This window comes from Aminobacter sp. NyZ550 (assembly GCF_025628925.2).
GTDB classification, from domain to species: domain Bacteria; phylum Pseudomonadota; class Alphaproteobacteria; order Rhizobiales; family Rhizobiaceae; genus Aminobacter; species Aminobacter ciceronei.
In genome coordinates this window covers 548060-571397 of the sequence record NZ_CP114191.1, presented here as the reverse complement: position 1 = coordinate 571397, position 23338 = coordinate 548060, and the positions used below count along the sequence as shown (strand labels likewise).

Annotated in this window: 21 protein-coding genes and 1 riboswitch; of the genes, 19 read left to right on the top strand and 2 right to left on the bottom strand. The window is 63.7% G+C overall.

The annotated features are described in order from the left end of the window. The first annotated feature begins 134 nt into the window (after nt 1-134). The 10 genes from N7E70_RS29895 (at nt 135) to N7E70_RS29850 (ending at nt 11395) form a co-directional block, all read left to right on the top strand. Entirely contained in the window at nt 135-1574 is a 1440-nt protein-coding gene (locus N7E70_RS29895; RefSeq protein WP_263005319.1) for an amidohydrolase family protein, read from the top strand. A gap of 66 nt (nt 1575-1640) precedes the next feature. Further along, nucleotides 1641-1743, top strand: a riboswitch (glycine riboswitch). Nucleotides 1744-1888: 145 nt separating this feature from the next. Further along, the gene (locus N7E70_RS29890; protein WP_263005318.1) at nt 1889-3142 is read left to right on the top strand and encodes a D-amino acid dehydrogenase; all 1254 of its coding nucleotides are present in this window, start codon (nt 1889-1891) and stop codon (nt 3140-3142) included. Between the two features lie 9 nt (nt 3143-3151). Then, complete coding sequence (locus N7E70_RS29885; RefSeq protein ID WP_442866532.1) at nt 3152-5356, top strand: malate synthase G; 2205 nt, start codon at nt 3152-3154, stop codon at nt 5354-5356. A 255-nt stretch (nt 5357-5611) separates the two neighbouring features. Next, nucleotides 5612-6043, top strand: coding sequence for a GlcG/HbpS family heme-binding protein (locus tag N7E70_RS29880; RefSeq protein WP_263005317.1), 432 nt, complete (start codon nt 5612-5614; stop codon nt 6041-6043). 164 nt (nt 6044-6207) lie between these two features. Next, nucleotides 6208-7296, top strand: a complete 1089-nt coding sequence (locus tag N7E70_RS29875) for an NAD/NADP octopine/nopaline dehydrogenase family protein (RefSeq protein ID WP_263005316.1) — start codon at nt 6208-6210, stop codon at nt 7294-7296. Beyond that, a complete protein-coding gene (locus tag N7E70_RS29870; protein ID WP_263005315.1) occupies nt 7293-8180 on the top strand; it encodes a dipicolinate synthase subunit DpsA in 888 nt (295 codons plus the stop codon). The genes N7E70_RS29875 and N7E70_RS29870 overlap by 4 nt, the downstream gene beginning before the upstream one ends. Further along, the gene (locus tag N7E70_RS29865) at nt 8180-9526 is read left to right on the top strand and encodes a dihydroorotase (protein WP_263005314.1); all 1347 of its coding nucleotides are present in this window, start codon (nt 8180-8182) and stop codon (nt 9524-9526) included. Before N7E70_RS29870 ends, N7E70_RS29865 begins: the two co-directional genes overlap by 1 nt. After that, a complete protein-coding gene (locus N7E70_RS29860; protein WP_263005313.1) occupies nt 9523-10206 on the top strand; it encodes a resolvase in 684 nt (227 codons plus the stop codon). The genes N7E70_RS29865 and N7E70_RS29860 overlap by 4 nt, the downstream gene beginning before the upstream one ends. Nucleotides 10207-10208: 2 nt before the next feature. Next, entirely contained in the window at nt 10209-10406 is a 198-nt protein-coding gene (locus N7E70_RS29855; RefSeq protein WP_018431063.1) for a 2-hydroxymuconate tautomerase, read from the top strand. Beyond that, nucleotides 10406-11395, top strand: coding sequence for an isochorismatase family protein (locus tag N7E70_RS29850; protein WP_067967494.1), 990 nt, complete (start codon nt 10406-10408; stop codon nt 11393-11395). The genes N7E70_RS29855 and N7E70_RS29850 overlap by 1 nt, the downstream gene beginning before the upstream one ends. 164 nt (nt 11396-11559) lie before the next feature. On the opposite strand, the gene N7E70_RS29845 is transcribed toward N7E70_RS29850, so the two are convergent. Beyond that, the gene (locus tag N7E70_RS29845) at nt 11560-12930 is read right to left on the bottom strand and encodes an IS1182 family transposase (protein ID WP_263005312.1); all 1371 of its coding nucleotides are present in this window, start codon (nt 12928-12930) and stop codon (nt 11560-11562) included. Nucleotides 12931-13035: 105 nt separating this feature from the next. After that, complete coding sequence (locus N7E70_RS29840) at nt 13036-14388, bottom strand: cytosine deaminase (RefSeq protein ID WP_263005311.1); 1353 nt, start codon at nt 14386-14388, stop codon at nt 13036-13038. 252 nt (nt 14389-14640) lie between these two features. Here N7E70_RS29840 and N7E70_RS29835 point away from each other — a divergent pair, with 252 nt between their 5' ends. The 9 genes from N7E70_RS29835 (at nt 14641) to N7E70_RS29795 (ending at nt 23303) form a co-directional block, all read left to right on the top strand. Then, a complete protein-coding gene (locus tag N7E70_RS29835; protein WP_067967496.1) occupies nt 14641-15384 on the top strand; it encodes a GntR family transcriptional regulator in 744 nt (247 codons plus the stop codon). Nucleotides 15385-15409: 25 nt separating this feature from the next. Then, on the top strand, nt 15410-15877 hold the full coding sequence (locus N7E70_RS29830; protein ID WP_067967501.1) for a RidA family protein: 468 nt from the start codon (nt 15410-15412) through the stop codon (nt 15875-15877). Nucleotides 15878-15879: 2 nt separating this feature from the next. After that, nucleotides 15880-16878: a CobW family GTP-binding protein gene (locus N7E70_RS29825; protein WP_263005310.1), complete on the top strand. Its 999-nt coding sequence runs from the start codon at nt 15880-15882 to the stop codon at nt 16876-16878. A 344-nt stretch (nt 16879-17222) separates the two neighbouring features. Next, nucleotides 17223-18215: an ABC transporter substrate-binding protein gene (locus N7E70_RS29820; protein ID WP_263005309.1), complete on the top strand. Its 993-nt coding sequence runs from the start codon at nt 17223-17225 to the stop codon at nt 18213-18215. A 7-nt stretch (nt 18216-18222) separates the two neighbouring features. Beyond that, nucleotides 18223-19053, top strand: coding sequence for an ABC transporter permease (locus N7E70_RS29815; RefSeq protein WP_246765459.1), 831 nt, complete (start codon nt 18223-18225; stop codon nt 19051-19053). 71 nt (nt 19054-19124) lie between these two features. Then, complete coding sequence (locus N7E70_RS29810) at nt 19125-19925, top strand: ABC transporter ATP-binding protein (protein ID WP_067967511.1); 801 nt, start codon at nt 19125-19127, stop codon at nt 19923-19925. A 201-nt stretch (nt 19926-20126) separates the two neighbouring features. Next, a complete protein-coding gene (locus N7E70_RS29805; protein WP_263005308.1) occupies nt 20127-21482 on the top strand; it encodes a Re/Si-specific NAD(P)(+) transhydrogenase subunit alpha in 1356 nt (451 codons plus the stop codon). Next, nucleotides 21482-21904, top strand: a complete 423-nt coding sequence (locus tag N7E70_RS29800; RefSeq protein ID WP_067958142.1) for a proton-translocating transhydrogenase family protein — start codon at nt 21482-21484, stop codon at nt 21902-21904. The genes N7E70_RS29805 and N7E70_RS29800 overlap by 1 nt, the downstream gene beginning before the upstream one ends. Nucleotide 21905: 1 nt before the next feature. After that, entirely contained in the window at nt 21906-23303 is a 1398-nt protein-coding gene (locus tag N7E70_RS29795; RefSeq protein ID WP_185910326.1) for an NAD(P)(+) transhydrogenase (Re/Si-specific) subunit beta, read from the top strand. The last annotated feature ends 35 nt before the right edge of the window (nt 23304-23338 follow it).

Genomic DNA, 23338 nt, shown 5'->3' with positions numbered 1-23338 from the left:
GGCGGCCGGGGTGGTTGTTGGCCCGGTCGTCGCGTTCCGCTCGGAAGAGTGTGCGAATGCTCGGATATCGCCCGCTGTCACGGACCGGCGACGCGATCTGGAGGGTCCGTGGGTAAAGCATTGGGTGGAGCCGCATGCGTACGCTGATCGAAAATCTGAACTTCGCTTTCACCGTCGACAAGAACGACACGGTGCTGCGCAATGCGAGCGTGGTGGTCGAGAACGACCGCATCGCCGACATCGGAGCGGCCGACGATGTGGCATCGCGCCACAAGGGCAAGAGCTTCGACAAGGTCATAGACGGCACCATGCTGGGGATCTGCCCGGGCTTCGTCGACAGCCACGTGCATCTGTCCGAGACCCTTTCCCGCGCGGTCTTCCCCGATAATCTCAACACCCGCGCTTGGGTGTTCCACTGGGCCAAGCCGTTCTACGCGCACATAACGGAGGAAGACGAATATTGGGGCGCGCTGCTCGGCATCACCGAGATGCTGCGCTGCGGCACCACCTGCTTCCTCGACATGGGCTCGCAATACGATCCCGGCATCGTCATCCGCGCCATGGACAAGACCGGCATCCGCGGCATCACCGGCCGCCACGCCGCCGATAATCGCCCGTCGGAGCTGCCGCGCGGCTGGACCGAGGAAATGGCCGAGCATCACTTCTTCCCCGACGCGCAGACGGCGCTGAAGGTGCTCGAGGAAAACGTGCTGCGCTACAACAACACGCTCGACGGTCGTGCCCGCTGCTGGGTCAACATCGAGGGCAAGGAGCCCTGCAGCCTCGAACTGCATGTCGGTGCCGTGGCGCTGGCCGAGAAGCTGGGCGTCGGCACCACCTACCACCTGGCGACTTCGATCGAGGAGGCCAAGGTCTGCGAGAGCAAGTATGGCTGCTGGCCGATCACCCGCGTCGACAATGCCGGCGGCATCCGCAACAACCTGGTCATCGCTCACGGCGCAGCCGTGTCGGATGAGGAGGTCAAGCTTCTGGCCGAGCGCGGCGCCAGCGTTGCCTTCTGCCCGTGCTCGTCGTTCAAGCTCGGCAAGGGCGCCACGTCGATCGGCAAGTACCCCGAGATGGTCAGGGCCGGCGTCAAGGTCGGCCTCGGCACCGACGGTGTCTCGGCCGCCGGTAACATGAACCTGATGCGGCAGATGCTCGTCGTTGCCGGCATGTTCAAGGATGCGCGGCTGAAGCCCGACATCTTCACTGCCCGCGATGCGCTGCGCGCCGCCACCATCGAGGGCGCGCGCGCCCTGATGTGGGACGACGAGATCGGCTCGCTGGAGATCGGCAAGAAGGCCGATTTCATTCTGTTCGATCTCGACCATGTCGAGTGGACGCCGTTCTACGATCCGCTGCAGGCGCTGGTGTTCTCGGCCTCGACGGCCTCGATCACTCAGACCTGGGTCGATGGCAAGGCGGTCTATGTCGACGGCAAGGTGCAGGGTGTCGACGAAGCGGGCATCCGCCGCAAGGCGCGCGAGCTGGCGGCTGCCGCCGTGGTGCGCGCTGGCCTGCACGAGGAAGACGTCGAGACGACCACGACACTGTACGACGAAGGCAACTGAGGGCTGGAGCTTGCCGCGTCTCGCGTTGCGGAAGGGTGCGGCACCAGCTATGAAGACATACGTTCAAGAGGCTGCATGGGAGAGATCGGCCGCTGCGAGATGACACCGGCCGACGCCGACGGAGCAACCCCCCAGGAAACTCTCAGGCAAAAGTGACCATGCAGTTGAACGATCTGGAGAGAGGCGCCTCGAGCGTCCACCGAAGGGGAAAGCCGCACCGGCAAGGCTGACGCGGTTAAGCTCTCAGGTACAGCGACAGATTGGGGAAAACAGCGGGCTTCGGCCCGCACCCAACTTTGTTCGCGGAGAGTGAAATGCCCCATATTGCCGTTATCGGCGCCGGTATCACCGGCGTCACCACTGCCTATGCCCTTCTGGAGCGCGGCTACACCGTCACTGTCGTCGACCGCCAGCGTTATGCCGCGATGGAGACGTCGTTCGCCAATGGCGGCCAGCTGTCGGCCAGCAACGCCGAAGTCTGGAACCACTGGTCGACCTTGCTCAAGGGCATCAAGTGGATGCTGCGCAGTGATGCGCCGCTGCTGATGAATCCTCGGCCTACCTGGCACAAATATGCCTGGCTGGCTGAGTTCGTCTCAAATATCGCAAATTACCGCGACAACACGGTGGAGACGACGCGGCTGGCGATTGCCGCGCGCAAGCACCTGTTTGCGATTGCCGAGCGCGAGAACATCGACTTCGACCATGTCCGTCGCGGCATCCTGCATTTCTACTGGGACAGACCGAGCTTCCAGCACGCGCTGAAGGTCAATGCGATGCTGGTCGAGGGCGGTCTCGACCGCCGGCCGGTGACGGCGGAGGAGGTGAAGTCGATCGAGCCGACGTTAAATGGCGATTTTCATGGCGGCTTCTACACGCCGTCGGACTCGACCGGCGACATCCACAAGTTCACCTTCGGCCTCGCCAAGGCCTGCGAACGGCGCGGTGCGCGCTTCGTCTTCGACGCCAATGTCGAGCGTATCGCCCGGGATGGCGTGTTCTGCATCGGCTATACGACGTCAGGTGCCGACGGCCAGCCCGACTACAGGGTCGTCGAGGCCGACGGCATCGTCATCTGCGCCGGTTCCGCCAGTCGCCATTTCGCAGCGATGCTCGGCGACCGGGTCAATGTCTACCCGGTCAAGGGCTATTCCATAACCGTGCATCTCGACGACGAGCGCAGCCAGGCTGCCGCGCCCTGGGTCAGCCTGCTCGACGACCGCGCCAAGATCGTCACCAGCCGCCTTGGCGCCGGGCGCTTCCGGGTTGCCGGCACCGCCGAGTTCAACGGCATGAACAGAGACATTCGCGATGACCGCGTCAGACCGCTGGTCGACTGGACACGCATGCTGTTCCCGGATGTCGACACCAACAGGGTCGTGCCCTGGGCAGGTCTCAGGCCGATGATGCCCAACATGATGCCAAGGGTCGGCAAGGGCCGCCAGCCCGGCGTGTTCTACAATACCGGCCATGGTCATCTCGGCTGGACGCTGTCGGCCGCTACAGCCCAGATGGTCGCGGAGACCGTTTCGGGCGAGTTCCGCACCGACGCTGCACTTGCAGCCTGACCCGGAGTTATGACGATGAACATGATGAACCGGATAAACGACAGCGTCTCCCTTCATGGCCTTTCTGTTGCGCGCGAGCTCCACGACTTCGTGGTCGCGGAGGCTCTGCCAGGGACGGGTGTCGATGCGGAGGCCTTCTGGGAAGGTTTCGCCGCGATCGTGCATGATCTGGCGCCGAAGAACCGGGCGCTGTTGGAAAAGCGCGACGACTTCCAGCTCAAGCTCGACGCCTGGTACCGCAAGCATGGCGCCCCGCACGACATGGCCGCCTACAAGGCGTTCCTGAGCGAGATCAGCTATTTGGTCCCCGAGGGTCCAGCCTTTGCTGTCACCACCGAGAATGTCGATCCCGAGATCGCCACCGTCGCCGGGCCGCAGCTGGTCGTGCCGGTGATGAATGCGCGTTATGCGCTGAACGCCGCCAATGCGCGCTGGGGTTCGCTCTATGATGCGCTCTACGGCACCGATGCGATCCCGGATGCCGACGGCGCCGAGAAGACCAAGGGCTACAATCCCAAGCGTGGCCAAAAGGTCATCGCCTGGGCCAAGGCGTTCCTGGATCAGTCAGCACCGCTGGCTCAGGGCAGCTGGAGCGACGTGACCGGGCTGTCGATTGTCGACGGCAAGCTCGTGCTGGCCAATGCGTCCGGCCCGGTTGCACTGGGCGACGGCAAACAATTCGCCGGCTATCGTGGTGCTGCCGGCAATCCCGACGCGGTGCTGCTGGTCAAGAACGGCCTGCATGTCGAGGTGGTGGTCGACAGGGACAGTGCGATCGGCAAGACCGATCCGGCCGGTATTTCGGACATGATCCTGGAGTCCGCACTCACCACCATCCAGGACTGCGAGGATTCGGTCGCAGCAGTCGACGCCGAAGACAAGGTCGCCGTCTACCGCAACTGGCTCGGCCTGATGAAGGGCGACTTGTCCGAGAGTTTCGACAAGGGCGGCAAGCTTGTCACCCGCAAGCTCAATGCCGACCGTGCCTATACCGGTGCCGATGGCAAGACCGTCTCGCTGCCCGGCCGCTCGCTGATGCTGGTGCGCAATGTCGGCCACCTGATGACCAATCCCGCGATCCATGACCGTGACGGCCACGAGGTGCCCGAAGGCATCATGGATGCGGCAATCACCGCTTTGATCGCCCTGCACGACGTTGGTGCCAAGGGCCGTCGCATGAACTCCCGCGCCGGCTCGATGTATGTGGTCAAGCCGAAGATGCATGGCCCCGAGGAAGTGGCCTTTGCCGTCGAGATCTTCGACCGCGTCGAGCGCCTCGTCGGCATGCCCAGAAAGACCATCAAGATGGGCATCATGGACGAGGAGCGGCGCACCACGATCAACCTCAGGGAATGCATCCGTGCCGCCAAGGAACGCGTGGTGTTCATCAACACCGGCTTCCTCGACCGCACCGGCGACGAAATCCACAGCTCGATGGAAGCCGGCCCCATGGTGCGCAAGGGCGACATGAAGCAGGCGCCATGGATCAATGCCTATGAGGCGTGGAACGTCGACACCGGTCTCGAATGTGGCCTGTCGGGCCATGCCCAGATCGGCAAGGGCATGTGGGCGATGCCCGACCTGATGGCAGCGATGCTGGAGCAGAAGATCGCTCACCCCAAGGCTGGCGCCAACACCGCCTGGGTGCCGTCGCCGACGGCGGCGACGCTGCATGCCACCCACTACCACAAGGTCGACGTGCATGCCGTCCAGGCCGAGCTGAAGAGCCGGCCCAAGGCGCGGCTCGACGACATCCTGTCGGTGCCTGTGGTCGTCCGTCCCAACTGGACGCCCGACGAGATCCAGCGTGAGCTCGACAACAACGCGCAGGGCATCCTGGGTTATGTCGTGCGCTGGATCGACCAGGGCGTCGGCTGTTCCAAGGTTCCCGACATCAACGATGTCGGGCTGATGGAAGACCGCGCCACCTTGCGCATCTCGTCCCAGCACATCGCCAACTGGCTGCGCCACGACGTCTGCTCGCACATCCAGGTGATGGATTCGCTGCAGCGCATGGCGGCGATCGTCGACCGGCAGAATGTCGGCGATCCGCTCTACAAGCCGATGGCGCCGGAGTTCGACCAGTCGACCGCCTTCCGCGCCGCCTGCGACCTCGTCTTCGAAGGCCGCGCCCAGCCCAACGGCTATACCGAACCGGTCCTCCACAAGCGCAGGCTCGAGCTCAAGGCGAAGATGAGGGCAAGGTCCCACTAAGTTCAGCGGAGCTCAGGGCCGGCTGCTGCGTTCGACAGGGAGATCAGCCTCGTCGTCGGCAGAGCCCATTCTGCCCGGTCGAAGGCGCAACACCCCTACCTCGGCAATTGGCTGCGGCGCCCATAGCGGCTTGCCCCCCCTGAGGGGAGATGGCCGCGAGGCCAGCGGGCGCGCGCAAGCGCCCCGACTCAGGTGATCGCTTGAGCTATCAGCCAGCGGCCCTGCACACCCCCACGAATCCCAAAGGAGAAAGACATGACCGACCTGACACTCGCTGCCGCCAACACCATCATCATGGCCGCCCTCGCCAAGGGCGCGGACGCCAGGATGAGACCTTTGACGGTCGCCGTGATTGATGCCGGCGGCCATCTCAAGGCATTCCAGAAGCAGGACGGCGCCTCGATGCTGCGCTACGAGATAGCTTCCGGCAAGGCCTATGGCGCGCTCGCTGTCGGCATGGGTTCGCGCTGGCTCGAGCAGACGGCGAAGGAGCGGCCGCACTTCATGGAAGGCCTCAACGCCGTCTCCGGCGGCCGCATCGTGCCGGTGCCCGGCGGTGTGCTGATCCGCGACCAGGCGGGCAAACTCATCGGCGCGGTCGGCATCACGGGCGATACGTCAGACAATGACGAACTCGCGGCAATCGCAGGTATCGAGGCGGCGGGGCTCAGGCATCAGGCAGCTTGAACAGCGGGAAGCACATTCTTCCGCTTGACAATTCTCAGTGTGATCATAAAGTGTGATCAAACTAGTTGGTGGTTATCAATTGGCGCGAGGGGCGGGGAGGAGTACCCGTTCCGAGCATGAGGTCGTGCGGCCGGCAAGCCGTAGCTCGGCCCCCGGAGGAGAGAATGAAAGTTGCAGTATTAGGAGCGGGTGCGGGCGGTGCAGCCTCGGTCGCAGAGTTGGTCCAGGCGGAGCACGATGTGCATTTCTGGGCGCGGTCGGCGGAGACGCTGGAGCCGCATATCAAGCTGGGCGGCGTCGCTTATGAAGGCAAGCTCGGCGAGGGCGTGGCGAAGCCGGCGCTGATTACCACCGATCTCAAGGCAGCGATCGATGGCGTCGATGTCGCCGTCGTCGTCCTGCCGACCTTCTCGCACTCGGCGATCGCATCGGCGCTGGCCGCTGCCGGCTGGTCGTCGACCAGGCCGGTCGTGCTCAACCCTGGCCACACCGGCGGTGCGCTGGAATTCGCCGAGACGTTTTCGCGCACCGGCCGTGCAGCTCCCCCCGTCGTCGAGTTCTCGACGCTGACCTATGTCGCGCGCAAGTACCGCCCCGACGGCGTCACCGTGTCGGGCCGCGCCAAGCAGCTCAAGGCGGCGGCACTGAAGGGTGGTTCCGAAGTGCTGGAGATCGCCGGCAAGCTTTATCCCGGCCTGACGCCGGTCGCCGACGTGATCGCCTCGGACCTGTCCAACGTCAACATGATCCTGCACCCGCCGGGTGCCGTGCTTGCGGCGGCCTGGGTCGAGGCGACCGATGGCAACTTCACCTTCTATGTCGACGCCATGACACCTGGCGTTGCCCGCGTCATGAAGCAGCTCGACGACGAGCGTCTGGCGGTCGCCAAAGCCTTCGGGCATGATCTGCCCAATCTGGTCGAAGAGATGAAGCTGCTCGGCACGGTCGAGGCCGACGTAACCGACACCAGCGATTTCCGCGCCGCGATTGCGGGCGGCGAGGCCAACAAACGCATCAAGGGCCCGGACTCGCTGGAATACCGCTACTACAAGGAGGATTTCGGCCACGGACTGCTGCCGTTCCTCGAATTTGCCCGCATTGCCGGCGTCGACACGCCCGTGGCGCATTCTCTCTACAGCCTGGCGCAGATCGCTGTCGGCACCGACTATCGCAAGGGCGGCCGCACCGCCGAGGCGATGGGCATTGCCGGCATGTCCAGGGATCAGGTCATTCAGAAGGTCAGGGCGAAATGAGCTGGAACAACACTGTCATCGCCGTCGTCGCTGGTGACGCCCGGGAACAGGAAATCGCCCGCTGCGCCGTGCGCGCCGGCGCCACCGTCCGGGCCTTTGGCTTTCCCTGGCCGGGGGAAGGTATCGAGGGCGTCTACCATGCCAGGGATGCAGCGGATGCGCTGAAGGGGGCCGACATCGCCCTGTTCCCGATTCCCGGCATCACCGCGGAGGGTGCCCTGTTTGCGCCGAAGTGTCCTGACAAGATCATCCCGACTCGCGACATGCTGGCCGGTATGCACAAGCCTGGCCACATCATCCTCGGCTGGGCCGATGGCAATCTGAAGGGGCATTGCGAAGCGCTTGGCATTACCCTGCACGAGTATGAATGGGACGTCGACCTGATGCTGCTGCGCGGCCCGGCGATCGTCGAGGGCGTGCTTAAGGTGATCATCGAGAACACTGAGATTACCATCCACAAGTCAAATATCTGCCTGGTTGGGCAGGGCACCATCGGCTCGCTTTTGACCAACACGCTGGTAGCGCTCGGCGCCCACGTCCATGTCGCGGCGCGCAACCCGGTTCAGCGTGCGGCGGCCTATGCGGCGGGCGCGGAATCGCTGACGCTCGAACAGTTGCCCGAGTTCCTGCCCAGGATGGACATCGTCATCGGCAGCGTGCCGAAGCGGCTGCTTGATCGCGACCAGCTCAAGCTGCTGCCCAAGCATGCGCTGCTGGTCGACGTCGCGGCCCCGCCCGGCACCATCGACAGGGAGGCTGCAGCCGAACTCGGGCTGAAGGCGATCTGGGCCCGTGGCATGGGCGCGCGCGCGCCGATCACCGTCGGCCGCAGTCAGTGGAGTGGCATCTCGAGACGCATCGAAGGCATACTGGAGCAGAAGTGATGAACGCGGATCTGGTCATCAAGAACGCGCGGGTGGTTCGCCACGACGGCGAATTTCACGGCGGCGTCGCGGTCAAGGACGGCAAGATCGTGCTGACCGGCGCCGACGAGGTGCTGCCGGACGCGACCCGCACCATCGACGCCGAGGGCAAGGTGCTGATGCCCGGCCTGATCGATCCGCACTGCCATCTGGGCGTGAAGTTCCCCTATCTAGAGGATATGCGCACCGAGACGGCGGCCGCGGCTTCAGGCGGCGTCACCACGGCGCTGCTCTACATCCGCAACCTCAAGGAATCCTACCTGCCGTTCTACGAGGAGCGGAAGGCGCTGGGCGAGGAGAACTCGGTCATCGATTTCGGCTTTCACTTCGGCATCCAGCGCGAGGAGCACATTGCCGAGATCCCTGAGATCGTCGCCAAGACCGGCGTGAAGTCGTTCAAGTGCTATTTCGGCTATGAGCCCGACAATCCGATCGGCATCGTGCCGGCGACGGACGGCTGGGTCTATGCCGCAATGCGCATCCTGTCGAAGATCCCCGGCGGCGTCATCAACGTCCATTGCGAGAACACCCAGATCGCCTCGTGGATTAAAAAGGAGATCGCCGCGACCGGCCGTCAGGACCTCGGCGCCTACACGGAATCGCGCCCGGCCTTCTGCGAGGTCGAGACGATCAGACGCATGATCTTCCTCGCCGAAAAGACCGGCTGCTCGCTGCATCTGGTGCATACCTCGGTCGGCATGGGCCCGGTTCTGGCTGCCGAAGCGCAGGCGCGCGGCGTGCATGTCACCGTCGAGACCTGCCCGCACTATCTGACGCGCACCTGCTATGACGAGGATCTGGACATGCGCGCCAAGATCTCACCGCCGCTGCGCGACCGCAACGAGCTCGAAGGCCTGTGGGCCGGCATGCTCAACGGCTCGGTCTACAGCCTCGGCACCGACCACGTGCCGTTCCTGCCCAAGAAGCTCGAGGACTTGTGGACGGAATTCCCCGGCGTCGTCAGCTTCCCGTGGGAGCTGTCGCTGATGCTGCATTTCGGCGTGCACCAGCGTGGGCTGCCGCTCAGCCGCCTGGTCGAGCTCAACTCGTTCAATCCGGCGCGGCGTTTCGGCCTGTGGCCGCGCAAGGGCCATATCGACGTCGGCTTCGATGCCGACCTCGTGCTGGTTGATCTCGACGAGGAGCGTACTGTCGAGCACACCGGCAAGGGCACCTGCATCTATGAGGGCTGGAAGCTCAGGGGCTGGCCGGTGATGACGATCGCCCGCGGCGACGTGGTCTACGAAAATGGCGTGGTTGCCGACAGCCACTATGGTCGCGGCCGCTGCGTGACGGTGCCGTCATGACCCAAGGGGTCTCCGATCATCTCGACCTGGCCGGTCGCATTTCGCTGACACCGGCGCGTCTGCCGGTGCGTGAGGCGGTCGACAGGATCGTCGCCCGCAAGTCGACGATCCGCCAGGAGAGGCTGTCGGGGATCCACAATCCATGGGGCCATTGCATCGGCCTGACTGATCCGTGGAGCTTTCTCGACCTGTGCGAGAGCGCTCTCGTGATCGATGCCGCGAAGACGGTCATCGGGCCTGATGTCATCCTCTGGGACAGCGAGTTTTTTCCCGAGGCAGGCCGTTACGGCGAGTTTGTCGGCGAGGGTCGCGAAGGTCGCTACTGGCCGGTGATGCCGCTGGCTGGCGCCGTGGTGCTGGTGGCCGTCGGCAGGAAAACCCCGGAGGTCAGGGCAGTCGGGCTGGAGGAAATAGGTTCCGACGTGCTCGCGAGCTTTGATGCTTCGGAGCCGCTCTATGTCGTCAGGCTGATGCCTGCGACGAGCCGCTTCGAGCGCGATCCAAACCATGCGGCCAACCGCGCCTGCATGGAAGAGCAGGTGCTGGTCAACTATTCCAACCGCCCGCTGTGGCTGCTCTCGGGCACCGACCGGGCCAACAACGATCTGGTTTCGGGCTTTGCGCCCGCCGTGCCTGTCTGGGCCTCCGGCGCCATGCCCAGCGAAAGAGAGGAGAAATAACAATGCCGTTCGTCGTCGTAGAGATGTGGGAGGGGCGCACTGTCGAGCAGAAGCGCAACCTCGTGAAAGCCATTACCAAGGCCATGGTCGAGGAAGCCGCCTGCAAGCCGGATCACCTGCATGTGGTGATCCATGAGACGCCCAAGGACAGCTGGGGTCGCGGCGGCGTGCTCGGCATCGACATGGTGGAGCACAAGTGATGGGTCTCGACGTTCTCGATTATCGCAAGTCGGCGCTGCTGGTCATCGACCTGCAAAACGCCTTCATCCACGAGAAGGGCACGCTTGGTGTTTCCGGCGTCGACACCAAGCGCCTGTCGGCGATCGTGCCGCCGCTAGCGAAGTTGATCAAGCGCTGCCAGGACACCGGCATCCCGGTCATCTGGACGATGCAGGAGCACTTCGCGGTCGACCAGAACCGCGCCAAGAAGAAGCTGCTTGGCCATACAGCGCGCCGCAAGCAGGTGTCCGCGCTGGCCGGCAGCTGGGACGAGCAGATCATCGACGAGCTGAAGCCGCTGGCCGATTTCGATCCGGCCTTCGTCATCCGCAAGCACCGCTTCGGCGCCTTCTACGAGACGCGCCTCGAAATGATGCTGAAGATGCTCGGCACCCAGCACCTGTTTGTCACCGGTGCGACCACCAACGCCTGTGTCGAGACCTCAATCCGCGAGGCCTATCTGCGTGACCTCGACGTGATTGCCGTCGATGACTGCGTGTCGGGCGTCAATGCCGAATGGGAAGCGACCGCCAAGCAGGTGTGGAAGCAGTATTTCTGCGAGATCGCCCACTCGTCCGAGGTCCTCGACTGGATCGGCGAGCAGATCAAGCCGCGGGTCACCAACTATGGCCACCAGCTGATCATGGTCAACGACATTGACACCTCGGTGGCCTTCTACACCAACCAGCTCGGCTTCACGATCCGTCCGGCCAAGCCGCTGGCCGACGGCCGTCCGTTCACCGCCTTCCATCAGGGCATTGCGCTGATCCACGGCAAGGCTTCGGACCACCGCCAGCTCGATCACATCGCCTTTGAGGTCAACGATGTGCGCGCCATGGATGCCAGGCTGAAGAAGGCCGGGGTGAAGTACTACACCGACCTGCATGATGGACCCTATGGCCTGACCATCTACATCGCCGACCCCGACGGCACCAAGGTCGAGCTCTACCAGGTCGGCGCCACTGCCTGATCCGCTCGTGTATAGTGATGTAAAAAGGCCGCCGGATTTCGGCGGCCTTCAGACTGCTGACAAACCCCGTCGAATTTCGGCGGGTTTTTGTTTTGTGGGTTGATTGAGCTTTTGGATTGATTTCGGGGAGCAGATGCCAGTGCCGTTGCGAGCCGGCTTTGGCCTCATGCGAGGCTTGGTTTTGGCTTTGGCCAGAGGCTGATTGCGATCTTTTTCATGTTCTGGGCGGCGGCTGCGATCAGGCACTGGCAGGCGACGCGTGTTCGCCCTCGGAAGCGGGCATAACGATGGCCGAAGAGCTGCTGGGCATCGGCGAAGGATCGCTCGACCGTCTCCTTGCGGCGTCGATAGATCGCCTTGCCCCATGCGGTTAAGCGGTTGGCATCGACCCGCTCGCGGACATCCTGCCAGACATGGCGCGTGATGGTGCGCTCGGCCTTGGCGTTTGATGTGCAAGACGCCAGCAGCGGACAGTTGCGGCAGATCGTCGGGTCGCTCCTGTAGTGGCGATAACCGCCGCGATCGGTGGTGGCGTAAGTGAGCAACTGGCCCTGCGGGCAACGATAGCCGTCAAGGTCCGGCTCATGGACGAAAGCGCCCTTCCTCATCTTGCCAGGCTTTGGCCGGGGCGGGTTGCGATAGCCGACGACACCCTGGATGTTCCTGTCCTCCAGGCCCTTGGCGATGCCTGGCGTGGCATAGCCGGCATCCAGCCCCGCCGCCGTGACGTCGAAGCCGAAACGCTCCACCTGGCGGTCGAGCCGGTCGAGATAGACGATCGAGTCATGCACGTTGGCCGGCGTGGCAAACGTGTCGGTGATGATGCCGAAGCCGCCATCCACCGTGCGGTGATCGAGATAAAAGAAGCCCTTCGGCTTGCCCTCGCGCACCATATAGCCAGCCTCAGGATCGGTGCGCGAGACCTTCGTCTCTTTCACCGCAGGCTGCCGCTCCTGCTCCTTCAGCGCCTTCTGGCCGTGCAACGCCCGTTCGGCATCGATCGCCCGGTCGAGCTCGCCCCAGTAGTCGGCACGCGACTTGGCGACCATGGCAAGGTCGTACTTGCCCTTGTTGGCATTGGCCTTCAGGTGCGTGCTGTCGGTGTAGAGCACCGTGCCGTCGACCAAGCCTGCCCCGATCGCCTGCTCGACAATGCGGTCGAAGATCGCCTGCGCGATCGTCTCGTCCTGGTAGCGCCGGCGTCGGTTCTGCGACAATGTCGAGGCGTCGAACACCTTGTCCGTCAGCTTCAGCCGCAGGAACCACCGGTAGGCGACATTGACCTCGATCTCTCGCACCAATTGCCGCTCCGAGCGCACCCCGAACAGGTAGCCGATGAACAGCGCCTTGAACATCAAAGTCGGATCAAGTGGCGGGCGACCATTGTCGGCGCAGTAAAGCGGCGCTGTCAGATCGTGGATGAACGAGAAATCGATAACACCATCGATCTTGCGCAGAAGGTGATCAACTGGAACCAGTTGATCGAGCGTGACGATCTCAAGTGCGGTTTGTTCAGGGCCGGCTCGCTTCAACATCACCCACTGAATCACAAACCCCCAACTCTCGCCAGGGGTTTGTCAGCAGTCTGAAGGCCGCCGGATTTCGGCGGCCTTTTTTTTGGTCGCTGACGTCGTCCCTACTCAGCCGAGCGCCAGGCCTTCAAGCCCGTCGAGTTCGGCGTATGAAGGCAGTAAGGTCGAAATCGGTGTTCCATTGCGGATGACGATGCGGTTGTTCTCCGCGCGCGAAAGCACCTCCGACCAGCTGCGGCCTTCATAGAGAATGAAATCAGCGGGTTGCCCCTCGGCGATGCCGCCCTTGGCTCCGAGACCCATGACCTCGGCCGGGGTCGTGGTCACGGCCCTGATCCAGTCGCCGCTCGGGTGGTCGAGATGCAGCACGCGCGTGCCCAGGCGGAACGTGTCGAGCATGTCGAGATCGCCGTAGGAATGGAACGGGTCGCGCGTGTTGTCGGAGGCGAGCGCCACAGGGATGCCACGCTTTTTCATCTCATGCAGCAAGGTCACGCCGCGCCATCTCGGGGTCGCGCCGTTGCGGCGGTCCTGCAGATAGAGGTTGCAGGTCGGCAGCGCCACGACGGCAAGGCTTGTGGTCGCGACCGTGTCCAGCGTAGCATCGACGATTGCCTGGTCCTGCACCGCCAGCGAACAGCAATGTCCGACCAGCACCTTGCCGGCAAAGGATGCGCGGAGCTTGGCCTCGGCGATGCGCCGAAGCGCGTTGGCTGTTGGGTCGGAGGTCTCGTCGGCGTGGAAGTCGAGATCCAGGCCAGTCCTGGCCGCGGCAGCAAACATGCGGTCGAGCAGGTGGTCGATGTCGGGAGCAGGATAGGCAACCGCCCCGAGCGTGCCGCCGCCGGCAGCCACCCGCCTGGCCATGCCGTCGAGGAAGGTGTCGTCGCGGGCCATGTCGATGGGAAACAGGCAGGAGGCCTGCAGGTCGATGCGACCGTGCCAATGTTGCCGGAGTTCCGTGAACACCGGCCAGGAAATGGCGTCTTGCGGCGGCTGCGAGTCGATGTGGGTGCGTATCGCCGAAGTGCCGTGGTGGAAAGCCGAGCGCAAGGCAAAGTCCATGCGCTTGAAAACATCCCCCGCGGACCAGTTGGCGGTCCGGTCGGCGCGTGTTGCCGCCAGTGCGCCGTCGAATGTCCCGTTCGCCGCCGGCGTGCGCGGCAGGATATGGCCCTTGTCGAGATGGGTGTGGCAGTCGACGAAGGTGGGCAGGGCGACGCGACCGCCTGCGTCTATGGAAAACAGGCCGTTGTCACTTGTTTCAGTGGGTTCGCTGCGCGCGGGAGTTGTTGCCAATATCCTGCCGTGCTCTACAGTCAGGTCAGCAAGAAAGAACCCTGCGGCATCCATGGCACTCCAGTTTGTCACCGCACTGTTGAGACGCACGTTGCGCAGCACGTACCGGCTCATCCTCGCGCCGTCGGCGAGCTGTTCGCGCAATATAAGCTGTGCAGTCATGGACGGCCCTTCCTGGGGCTGATGCGATGCCTGGGTGTTTCAGGCGCTCGCGATGTTTGTTGGCGAACCAGTCGGGCAGTTAAAGGTTGCCGTTTCGGCAAAGATCATTTATTGATCACAATATGAGATCACAGATTGCGGCCTGTCAACTTCTGCCCCCGGCCGGCGACTGTCTGCGGCAAGCTCGCCGCCTGACGCCGTTCCTCGTACAGCGCAATTCTTGAGGAACCTTGCGAGCGGCGGAGAAACAGAATGCGGATAGACAAGACTGAGGACGCCAGCAACGGCGGCACCGAAACGGCCAAGAAGGAGCGCGGCCACGTCCATGGGCATGTGTTGCGCTACATGCGCCGCGGCCTGATGGTCGGCGCCTTCCTGCCCGGCCAGGTGATGAGCCTGCGCAAGCTCGCCGCCGGCTTCGGCACCAGTCCCATGCCGGTGCGCGAAGTGCTGAGCCGCCTGGTTGCAGCCAATGCGCTCGAGGAAACCAAGGGCGGTTCGGTGCGCGTGCCCAGGCTGAGCCCGGAAAAGCTGAGCGACCTGTTTGCCGTGCGCGAGATGCTGGAGGGAATGGCGGCCGAGCTTGCCGCCAAGAGGGCGTCGCCGGCGCTGATCAGCGAACTCGCTGCGATCAACAAGCAGCTCCTGGTGGCGATCGAAAAGCGTGACATTCTCAACTGCCTTTCCTTCAACCAGAAATTCCATTTCACGCTCTATGAGGCGGCCGCGTCCGATGTGCTGATGCCGCTGATCGAGTCGCTGTGGCTGCAGTTCGGCCCGACAATGTACATGTCCTTGCTGATCCCCTCGATGCCATGGAATGCGTCGGACCATGAGGACATCCTTGCGGCGCTGAAGGACGGCAATGCCGCCGCTGCCAAGAAGGGCATCGTTCACGACATCCGTACCACCTGCAAGGCGCTGCTCAGCGTTGCCGGTTCGCAAGGCATCGAGCTGCCCTTCGCGCAAGGGGCGGATCTGCAATTCGATTACTGACATCACGATCTGGGAGGATCCCGCCATGGTGGGAAAAGTTGAACAGAACCTTGCTCGCCTGGGCATCAGCCTGCCGGCGACCGTTGCACCAGCCGCCAACTACGTGCCGGCCCGCCGCCTGGGCAACCAGGTCTATGTCTCGGGCCAGGTTCCCGCCGAAGGCGGCAAGGACAAGTTCACCGGCAAGCTCGGCTCCGATTTCACCGTCGAGGAGGGCCAGGCAGCCGCGCGGCTCTGCGCAGTCAACATCCTGGCACAGCTCAAGCAGGCGCTTGACGGCGATCTCGACCGCGTCGTGGGGGTCATCCGTCTCGGCGGCTTCGTCAATGCCGAGCCCGACTTCAAGGATCATCCCAAGGTCATCAACGGTGCCTCCGACCTGATGGTCGAGGTGTTTGGCGAGGCTGGCCGTCATGCCCGTGCCGCCGTCGGCTGCTACTCGCTGCCGCGCAATGTGCCGGTCGAAGTGGATGCCATATTCGAGGTCAACTGACCATGTTGCCTGCCGCTGCGACGACTGACGACAGAATCCCGGTTCATGTGCTGACCGGGTTCCTGGGCAGCGGCAAGACGACCTTCCTCAGGCATCTTCTGGGTGAGCCTGAGCTTGCCGATACGGCCGTGATCATCAACGAGTTCGGCGAAGTCGGGCTCGACCATCTGCTGGTGCGCGAGGTTTCCGAAGACGCCGTGCTGTTGTCTTCGGGCTGCCTGTGCTGCGCCGTGCGCGATGATCTCGTATCCACTCTGGCGGACCTTCTGGCGATGGTCCGTCGTGGCGAGGTGGCGCCGTTCCGCCGGGTCGTGGTGGAGACCACGGGCCTCGCCGATCCCGCGCCGATCATGCAGGCGGTCATGAGCGATATCAAGCTCCGCCGCGGCTACCGGGCGGGCAGTATCGTTGCCACCGTCGACGGCGTCAGCGGCGCCAACAGCATCGGCAGTTTTGCCGAGGCCGTCCAGCAGGTTGCGCTCGCCGACTGCGTGGTGATCACCAAGTCAGACCTTGTCGAACCATGGCGGCTGGATGCGCTTGGCCAGGAGGTCGGCAAGTTGAACCCTCAGGTTCGCCAGCTTGTTTCCAGTCGCAGTTCCATGCCCGGCGCCGGCGATATCTTCCGTTACGACGAGGACTGGGAACCGCGCCACTTCGAGATGGCCGAAACGCCGATGGCGGGGCAGCACAGCGATGGCATCGAGACCTTTGCCGTCGAGATCGACAGGGAGGTCGACTGGCCGGCCTTTGTCGACTGGCTCGAATTGCTGCTGGCCGGCCGCGGTCAATCGATCCTGCGGGTCAAAGGGTTGCTGGCGGTCAAGGGTGATCCCCGGCCGGTTGTCATCCACGGTGTCCAGCACGTCGTCTACCCGCCCGAATATTTGCCGCGCTGGCCGCAGGATGCGGCGCGCGGCTGGCTGGTGTTCATTGCCCGCAACCTGAGCCGAAGCGCCATCGTACGCTCGTTGCCGAGCACCTTCCCCGTTGCCAATTGACTGCGCTCGTTTCGCATTTTTCAGGCAGTTCCAGGACGTTCATTGATCTGTGATCGCGCTCGCCCGGCAACGGGCGGGGTTGCGTCGTCTCGACGCGTGGTGAATCCGCCAGCAATTTCCGATGCTTGCCGCTAAGGCAGTAGGTTCACGCCGAGACATTGATCGAACACGCGAATTCGCGCGCCGCTTCATCCGATTCATCGCTTGACAATCATGAAATGTGATCACACTATGAGATCAAGAATGAGGATTGAGAGCGAAAGCTGTCGCGCCTCGTTCCGGGGAGAGAGGCAGGCCTTCGGGCCATAGGGGCGCCCGCAAGGTGCTCGTTAGGGAGGAGAGAAATGTTGTACGCCACAGGTCTCATTCGCGGCACGGCGCTCATCGCCACGACTGCTGTCGCCACCGTTCTTGCCAGCCACAGCGCCATGGCAGAAGACGTCAACGTCCGCTTCAGCTGGAAGCTGAAGGGCGAATATGGCTTCTTCTATCTCGGCGAGCAGAAGGGCCTCTACAAGGATGCCGGGGTGATGCTGAAGCTCGGCGAAGGCGCCGGCTCGCAGGCCGCACTCGGTTCGCTGATCCAGGGCCAGGAAGACGCCGTTATCCTGCCCGGCATCTTCGCCATCTCGGCGATCCAGAAGGGCATGCCGGTCAAGATCATCGCGCTCTACCAGCCTGAATCGCCGATCGCGCTGATCTCGCATCCCGACAAGGCGGTGACGACCCCGAAGGATCTCGAAGGCAAGACCATTGCCCACGCCGTCGGCGAGACCGGCACTTCCTATCTCGGCGCCTTCTGCGAGATCAACAAGATCGACTGCGGCAAGGTCTCGAAGGTCCAGATGGACTCGCAGTCGCGCGTGCCGCAGTTCCTGCAGAAGCAGGTCGACGTCGTCAGCGTCTACAAGACCAACGACCTGCCGGTGCTCGAAGACAAGACCGGAACCAAGTTCCCGACCCTTGACCTGACCGAGTTCGGCCTGGCAGTGCCGGGCATGGCGGTTGTCGCCAGCGACGACGGCATCGCCAAGAAGGGACCGGCGCTCAGGAGCTTCCTCGCCGCCAACGCCAAGGCGATCGAGATGACGAAGGCCGATCCGGCCGCCGCCACCGCCGCGCTCAAGGCCGTCTGGCAGGCGGGTCCGTCCGACAAGGTGGTGCAGCAGCAGATCGAAGCGACCTCGGCATCGATCCATTCGCCTGCCGGCACGCCGATCGGCCACATCGACGAGAAGGCGATTGCCGACGCCATCAAGCTGATCGGCAGCGTCGAGGAAATCGGCGACGCCAAGCCGATGTCGTCCTTTTATACCAATGAACTTCTGACGCAGTGAGGCTACGGTGGCGAGCACGGATGTAATCGGCGCCGCGCAGGCGCAGAAGAAGCAAGGCAAGGGCATGAGCAGGAAAAAATCACGTGGGCCATGGCTGGAGCGCTATTCGGCGTTGATCCTGGCGGTTGTGCTGCTTGGCGCCTGGCAGGTGCTGGTCCCGCTTTCCGGGCTTTCGGAGTTCGTTCTGCCGACGCCGCTGGCAATCGCCACACGGATCGGCAACGAGATCCCTCTGCTCGCCACCCACGCCTATGTCACGCTGTTCGAAGTCGTCGCAGGCTTTGCCATGGGCGTCATGATCGGCATCCCGCTGGCGCTGGCGATCTTTTATTCCAGGGCCTTCGAGCGTGCGATCTACCCGATCTTGGTCGCATTGCAGACGGTGCCCAAGGTGGCGCTGGCGCCGCTGCTTGTGCTTTATCTCGGCTATGGCTGGGCACCCAAGATCACGCTGGCCTTCCTGATCTCGTTCTTCCCGATCGTCATCTCGACGGTCGTCGGCCTGCAGTCGCTCGACAAGAACCTGGTCAACCTGGTCCGCTCGATGGGCGCCAGCGAATGGCAGACCTTCTTCAAGGTCCGTCTGCCGGCAGCTCTGCCCAACATCTTCGGCGGCTTCAAGGTTGCGGTGTCGCTGGCGGTCATCGGTGCAGTCATCGGCGAATATGTCGCTGCCGAACGTGGCCTCGGCTATCTGCAGCTGCAAGCCAACTCGCTGTTCGACACGACGCTCAACTTCGCCACAGTGGTGACGATCTCCGGCCTCGGCGTGATGCTCTACTTCATCATCGACACGATCGAAGCCCGCGTCACCTACAAGCGCGACGCCGCCAAATAGCCAGGCCGCAAGTAATCAGTTCGGCCGCCTGTGCGGCCGAACAACGACAACAGCTTCAGTGAGGCAATCCCATGAGTGCCACTACCCAGATGGGCGCGGCGGTCGACATTTCGCGGCTTTCCAAAATCTACAAGACACGTGAGGACGATGACGTCCTTGCGCTCGACAAGATCGATCTCAAGATCGAACCCGGCAGCTTCGTTGCCGTCGTCGGTCCCAGCGGTTGTGGCAAGAGCACGCTGCTGTCGCTTCTCGCCGGCCTGACGCCTGCCTCGACGGGCAGCATCGCCATTGACGGCGACGGCGTCAGCCGGCCGCATCCGAAGACCGGCGTGGTCTTCCAGTCGGATCTGCTGCTCTACTGGCGCACGGTGCTCGACAACATCTTGTTGCCGATCGAGATCAAGAAGCTCGACGTCGCCAAATACCGCGCGCGCGCCGAGGAACTGCTGGCCCAGGTCGGCCTGGCCGGCTTCGGCAACAAGTACCCTTCGGAACTTTCCGGCGGCATGCGCCAGCGCGTGGCGATCTGCCGGGCGCTGATCCAGGAGCCGGGTCTGCTTCTGATGGACGAGCCCTTCGGCGCGCTCGACGCACTGACCCGTGAACAGATGATCATGGACCTGCAGTCGATGTGGCTGCGCCTGCGCAATACGGTGCTGTTCATCACTCACGGCATCGACGAGGCCGTGTTCCTCGCCGACCGCGTCCTGGTGATGTCGCCCCGCCCGGGCCGCGTCGACCTCGACCTCAAGATCGACCTGCCCAGGCCGCGCCAGTGGAGCAAGACTCACGAGGACAAGGACTACCACGCCTATGTCCGGCAGATCCGAGCGATCTTCGAGGCCAAGGGCATTCTCGTCGCCCACTAGACCAGCAGTTCGAAAATCGGAAGTGATTTTCGGATAGGATCAGCACGGCGCCTAAGCTCTGCCGCATCCTTGGCGCCTCCTTATGGACGCGCGGCTCTCTAGTCGGTTCGGCCGATCCGCAAAATCGGCATATACGGCAGTAACGGCATCAACGCCGCCGGGAGGCTTCCCGGCGGGCGAACATTTGCGCGGAGACCTCGGATGTCCGGGACGATATTCATACCCAGAGAGTTGGATGCGATTGAGAGCCGTGTGGGTGCTTCACCTGATACGGTGAAACGCCTTGTGGGTCTTGGCTTCGAGGTTGTTGTCGAGACGGGTGCAGGCACCTTGTCGCGCATTCCCGATGCCGATTATGCGGCGGTGGGGGCTGTCATCGGCAAGGCCGGCGATGCCGCCAAGGCCGATGTGGTGCTCAAGGTGCGCCGTCCCTCGGAGGCCGAGGTCAAGGGCTACAAGCCGGGTGCTGCCGTGCTTGCCACCATGGATCCTTATGGCAACGAGGCCGGTGTGGCGGCGATGGCCAAGGCGGGGGTGACGGCGTTTGCCATGGAGTTCATGCCGCGCATCACCCGAGCTCAGGTGATGGACGTGTTGTCGTCGCAGGCAAATCTCGCCGGCTATCAGGCGGTCATCGACGGTGCTGCCGAATATGATCGGGCGCTGCCGATGATGATGACGGCAGCCGGCACGGTTCCTGCTGCCAAGGTGTTCATCATGGGCGTCGGCGTTGCCGGCCTGCAGGCGATCGCCACGGCCCGCCGCATGGGCGGGATCGTGACGGCCACCGACGTGCGTCCGGCTGTCAAGGAGCAGGTCGCCTCGCTCGGCGCCAAATTCCTCGCCGTCGAAGACGAGGAGTTCAAGGCAGCGGAGACCGCCGGCGGCTACGCCAAGGAGATGTCGAAGGAGTACCAGGCCAAGCAGGCGGCCTTGACCGCCGAGCACATCGCCAAGCAGGACATCGTGATCACCACGGCACTCATCCCGGGCCGTCCGGCGCCGAAGCTGGTGTCTGCGGCAATGGTCGCCTCGATGAAGCCGGGTTCGGTGCTTGTCGACCTCGCCGTCGAGCGCGGCGGCAATGTCGAGGGTGCGGTGCCGGGCAAGGTCGTCACGTCAGCCAATGGGGCAAAGATCGTCGGCCATCTCAACGTGCCGGGCCGGGTCGCTGCCTCCGCCTCGCTGCTTTACGCCAAGAACCTGTTCGCCTTCCTCGAGACCATGGTCGACAAGACCACCAAGCAGATCGCCATCAACCGCGACGACGAGCTGGTCAAGGCGACCATGCTGACCGATGGCGGCAAGGTGGTGCATCCGAACTTCGCCAATGCCGCTGCGGCTGCGGACAAGCCGAAGCCGATCGTGGCCGGCCAGAACCGCGGTGACGACCCGGCGAGCGACGGTGCAACACCTGCCAAGGCAACGGCGAAGAAGCCGGCCGCCGCCAAAGCAGACAAACCGGCGGCTGCGAAAAAGCCCGCTGCCCAGAAAGCCACTGCCAAGAAGTCGGCGCCAAGCGCCGGCGCGAAGACATCATCTGAGGGAGACGCGTGATGGAAGGTCTTCAGAAAGCCCTCGACCAGCTCGACCAGGCGGTTGCCGCCGTCCGGCTCGGCGTCCAGGATCTCGCCACATCTGAAGGTGCGGCCGAAGCTGCCGGCAATGCGGCACATGCCGTCACCGGCGGGGCGGTCGACCCGTTCGTGTTCCGCTTCGCCATCTTCGTTTTGGCGATCTTCGTCGGCTATTACGTCGTCTGGTCGGTGACGCCGGCCCTGCACACGCCGCTGATGGCCGTCACCAACGCCATCTCCTCGGTCATCGTCGTCGGTGCGCTGCTCGCCGTCGGCATCGCCGCTTCCGGCCTTGCCACCGGCTTCGGCTTCGTCGCCCTGGTGCTGGCCTCGGTCAACATCTTCGGCGGCTTCCTCGTCACCCAGCGCATGCTGGCGATGTACAAGAAGAAGGACAAGTGACGTGACCCTGAACCTTGCTTCCTTCCTCTATCTCGTCTCCGGCATCCTGTTCATCCTGGCGCTGCGCGGCCTGTCGCATCCGACCACCAGCCGCAAGGGCAACACCTACGGCATGGTCGGCATGGGCATCGCCATCGTGACCACGCTGGCGCTGGCCAAGCCCTCTGCCGGCGGCCTCGGCCTGATCGTGCTCGGCCTCGTCATCGGCGGCGGCGTCGGTGCGGTCACCGCCCGGCGCATCGCCATGACCTCGATGCCGCAGCTGGTCGCTGCCTTCCACAGCCTCGTCGGTCTGGCCGCCGTCATGGTCGCCGCTGCCGCGATCTATGCACCCGAAAGCTTCGGCATCGGTGCCGTCGGCGCCATCCACGGCCAGGCGCTTGTCGAGATGAGCCTTGGCGTTGCCATCGGCGCCATCACGTTTACCGGCTCGGTCATCGCCTTCCTCAAGCTCGATGGCCGCATGTCGGGCAAGCCGATCATGCTGCCGGCCCGCCACCTGATCAACGCCGCCCTCGGCATCGGCCTGGTCGTGCTGATCGTGCTGTTGGTCACCACCCAGTCGACGACCATCTTCTGGCTGATCGTGGCATTGTCGCTTGTGCTCGGCGTGCTCCTGATCATCCCGATCGGCGGCGCCGATATGCCGGTCGTGGTGTCGATGCTGAACTCCTATTCGGGCTGGGCAGCAGCGGCACTCGGCTTCACGCTGGGCAATCTCGCGCTGATCATCACCGGTGCGCTGGTCGGCTCGTCGGGTGCGATCCTGTCCTACATCATGTGCAAGGGCATGAACCGCTCGTTCATCTCGGTCATTCTTGGCGGCTTCGGCGGCGAGACGGCGGCAGCTGTCGACGACGGCATCCAGCGCACGGTCAAGACAGGTGCCGCTGACGACGCCGCCTATCTGATGATGAACGCCCAGAAGGTCATCATCGTGCCGGGCTACGGCATGGCTGTGGCCCAGGCCCAGCATGCGCTGCGCGAGATGGCCGACAAGCTCAAGGCCAATGGCGTGGAAGTCAAATACGCCATCCACCCGGTCGCCGGCCGCATGCCCGGTCACATGAACGTGCTGCTCGCCGAGGCCAACGTGCCTTATGACGAGGTCTTCGAGCTCGAAGACATCAACTCGGAGTTCTCGCAGGCCGACGTCGCTTATGTCATCGGCGCCAACGACGTCACCAACCCGTCGGCACGTGACGACAAGAGCTCGCCGATCTATGGCATGCCGATCCTCGACGTCGACAAGGCCCGCACCTGCCTGTTCGTCAAGCGCTCGCTCGGCTCCGGCTATGCCGGCATCGACAACACGCTGTTCTACAAGGACGGCACCATGATGCTGCTCGGCGACGCCAAGAAGATGACCGAAGAAATCGTCAAGGCCATGGATCACTGAGACAACACATCAGCCCCTCCACACCCCGACAAACA

Excerpts from the sequence above, each read along its gene's own strand:
- N7E70_RS29895 (WP_263005319.1), top strand. The coding sequence starts at position 135 with ATGCGTACGCTGATCGAAAATCTGAACTTCGCTTTCACCGTCGACAAG.
- N7E70_RS29890 (WP_263005318.1), top strand. The coding sequence starts at position 1,889 with ATGCCCCATATTGCCGTTATCGGCGCCGGTATCACCGGCGTCACCACT.
- N7E70_RS29885 (WP_442866532.1), top strand. The coding sequence starts at position 3,152 with ATGACGATGAACATGATGAACCGGATAAACGACAGCGTCTCCCTTCAT.
- N7E70_RS29880 (WP_263005317.1), top strand. The coding sequence starts at position 5,612 with ATGACCGACCTGACACTCGCTGCCGCCAACACCATCATCATGGCCGCC.
- N7E70_RS29875 (WP_263005316.1), top strand. The coding sequence starts at position 6,208 with ATGAAAGTTGCAGTATTAGGAGCGGGTGCGGGCGGTGCAGCCTCGGTC.
- N7E70_RS29870 (WP_263005315.1), top strand. The coding sequence starts at position 7,293 with ATGAGCTGGAACAACACTGTCATCGCCGTCGTCGCTGGTGACGCCCGG.
- N7E70_RS29865 (WP_263005314.1), top strand. The coding sequence starts at position 8,180 with ATGAACGCGGATCTGGTCATCAAGAACGCGCGGGTGGTTCGCCACGAC.
- N7E70_RS29860 (WP_263005313.1), top strand. The coding sequence starts at position 9,523 with ATGACCCAAGGGGTCTCCGATCATCTCGACCTGGCCGGTCGCATTTCG.
- N7E70_RS29855 (WP_018431063.1), top strand. The coding sequence starts at position 10,209 with ATGCCGTTCGTCGTCGTAGAGATGTGGGAGGGGCGCACTGTCGAGCAG.
- N7E70_RS29850 (WP_067967494.1), top strand. The coding sequence starts at position 10,406 with ATGGGTCTCGACGTTCTCGATTATCGCAAGTCGGCGCTGCTGGTCATC.
- N7E70_RS29845 (WP_263005312.1), bottom strand. The coding sequence starts at position 12,930 with ATGTTGAAGCGAGCCGGCCCTGAACAAACCGCACTTGAGATCGTCACG.
- N7E70_RS29840 (WP_263005311.1), bottom strand. The coding sequence starts at position 14,388 with ATGACTGCACAGCTTATATTGCGCGAACAGCTCGCCGACGGCGCGAGG.
- N7E70_RS29835 (WP_067967496.1), top strand. The coding sequence starts at position 14,641 with ATGCGGATAGACAAGACTGAGGACGCCAGCAACGGCGGCACCGAAACG.
- N7E70_RS29830 (WP_067967501.1), top strand. The coding sequence starts at position 15,410 with ATGGTGGGAAAAGTTGAACAGAACCTTGCTCGCCTGGGCATCAGCCTG.
- N7E70_RS29825 (WP_263005310.1), top strand. The coding sequence starts at position 15,880 with ATGTTGCCTGCCGCTGCGACGACTGACGACAGAATCCCGGTTCATGTG.
- N7E70_RS29820 (WP_263005309.1), top strand. The coding sequence starts at position 17,223 with ATGTTGTACGCCACAGGTCTCATTCGCGGCACGGCGCTCATCGCCACG.
- N7E70_RS29810 (WP_067967511.1), top strand. The coding sequence starts at position 19,125 with ATGAGTGCCACTACCCAGATGGGCGCGGCGGTCGACATTTCGCGGCTT.
- N7E70_RS29805 (WP_263005308.1), top strand. The coding sequence starts at position 20,127 with ATGTCCGGGACGATATTCATACCCAGAGAGTTGGATGCGATTGAGAGC.
- N7E70_RS29800 (WP_067958142.1), top strand. The coding sequence starts at position 21,482 with ATGGAAGGTCTTCAGAAAGCCCTCGACCAGCTCGACCAGGCGGTTGCC.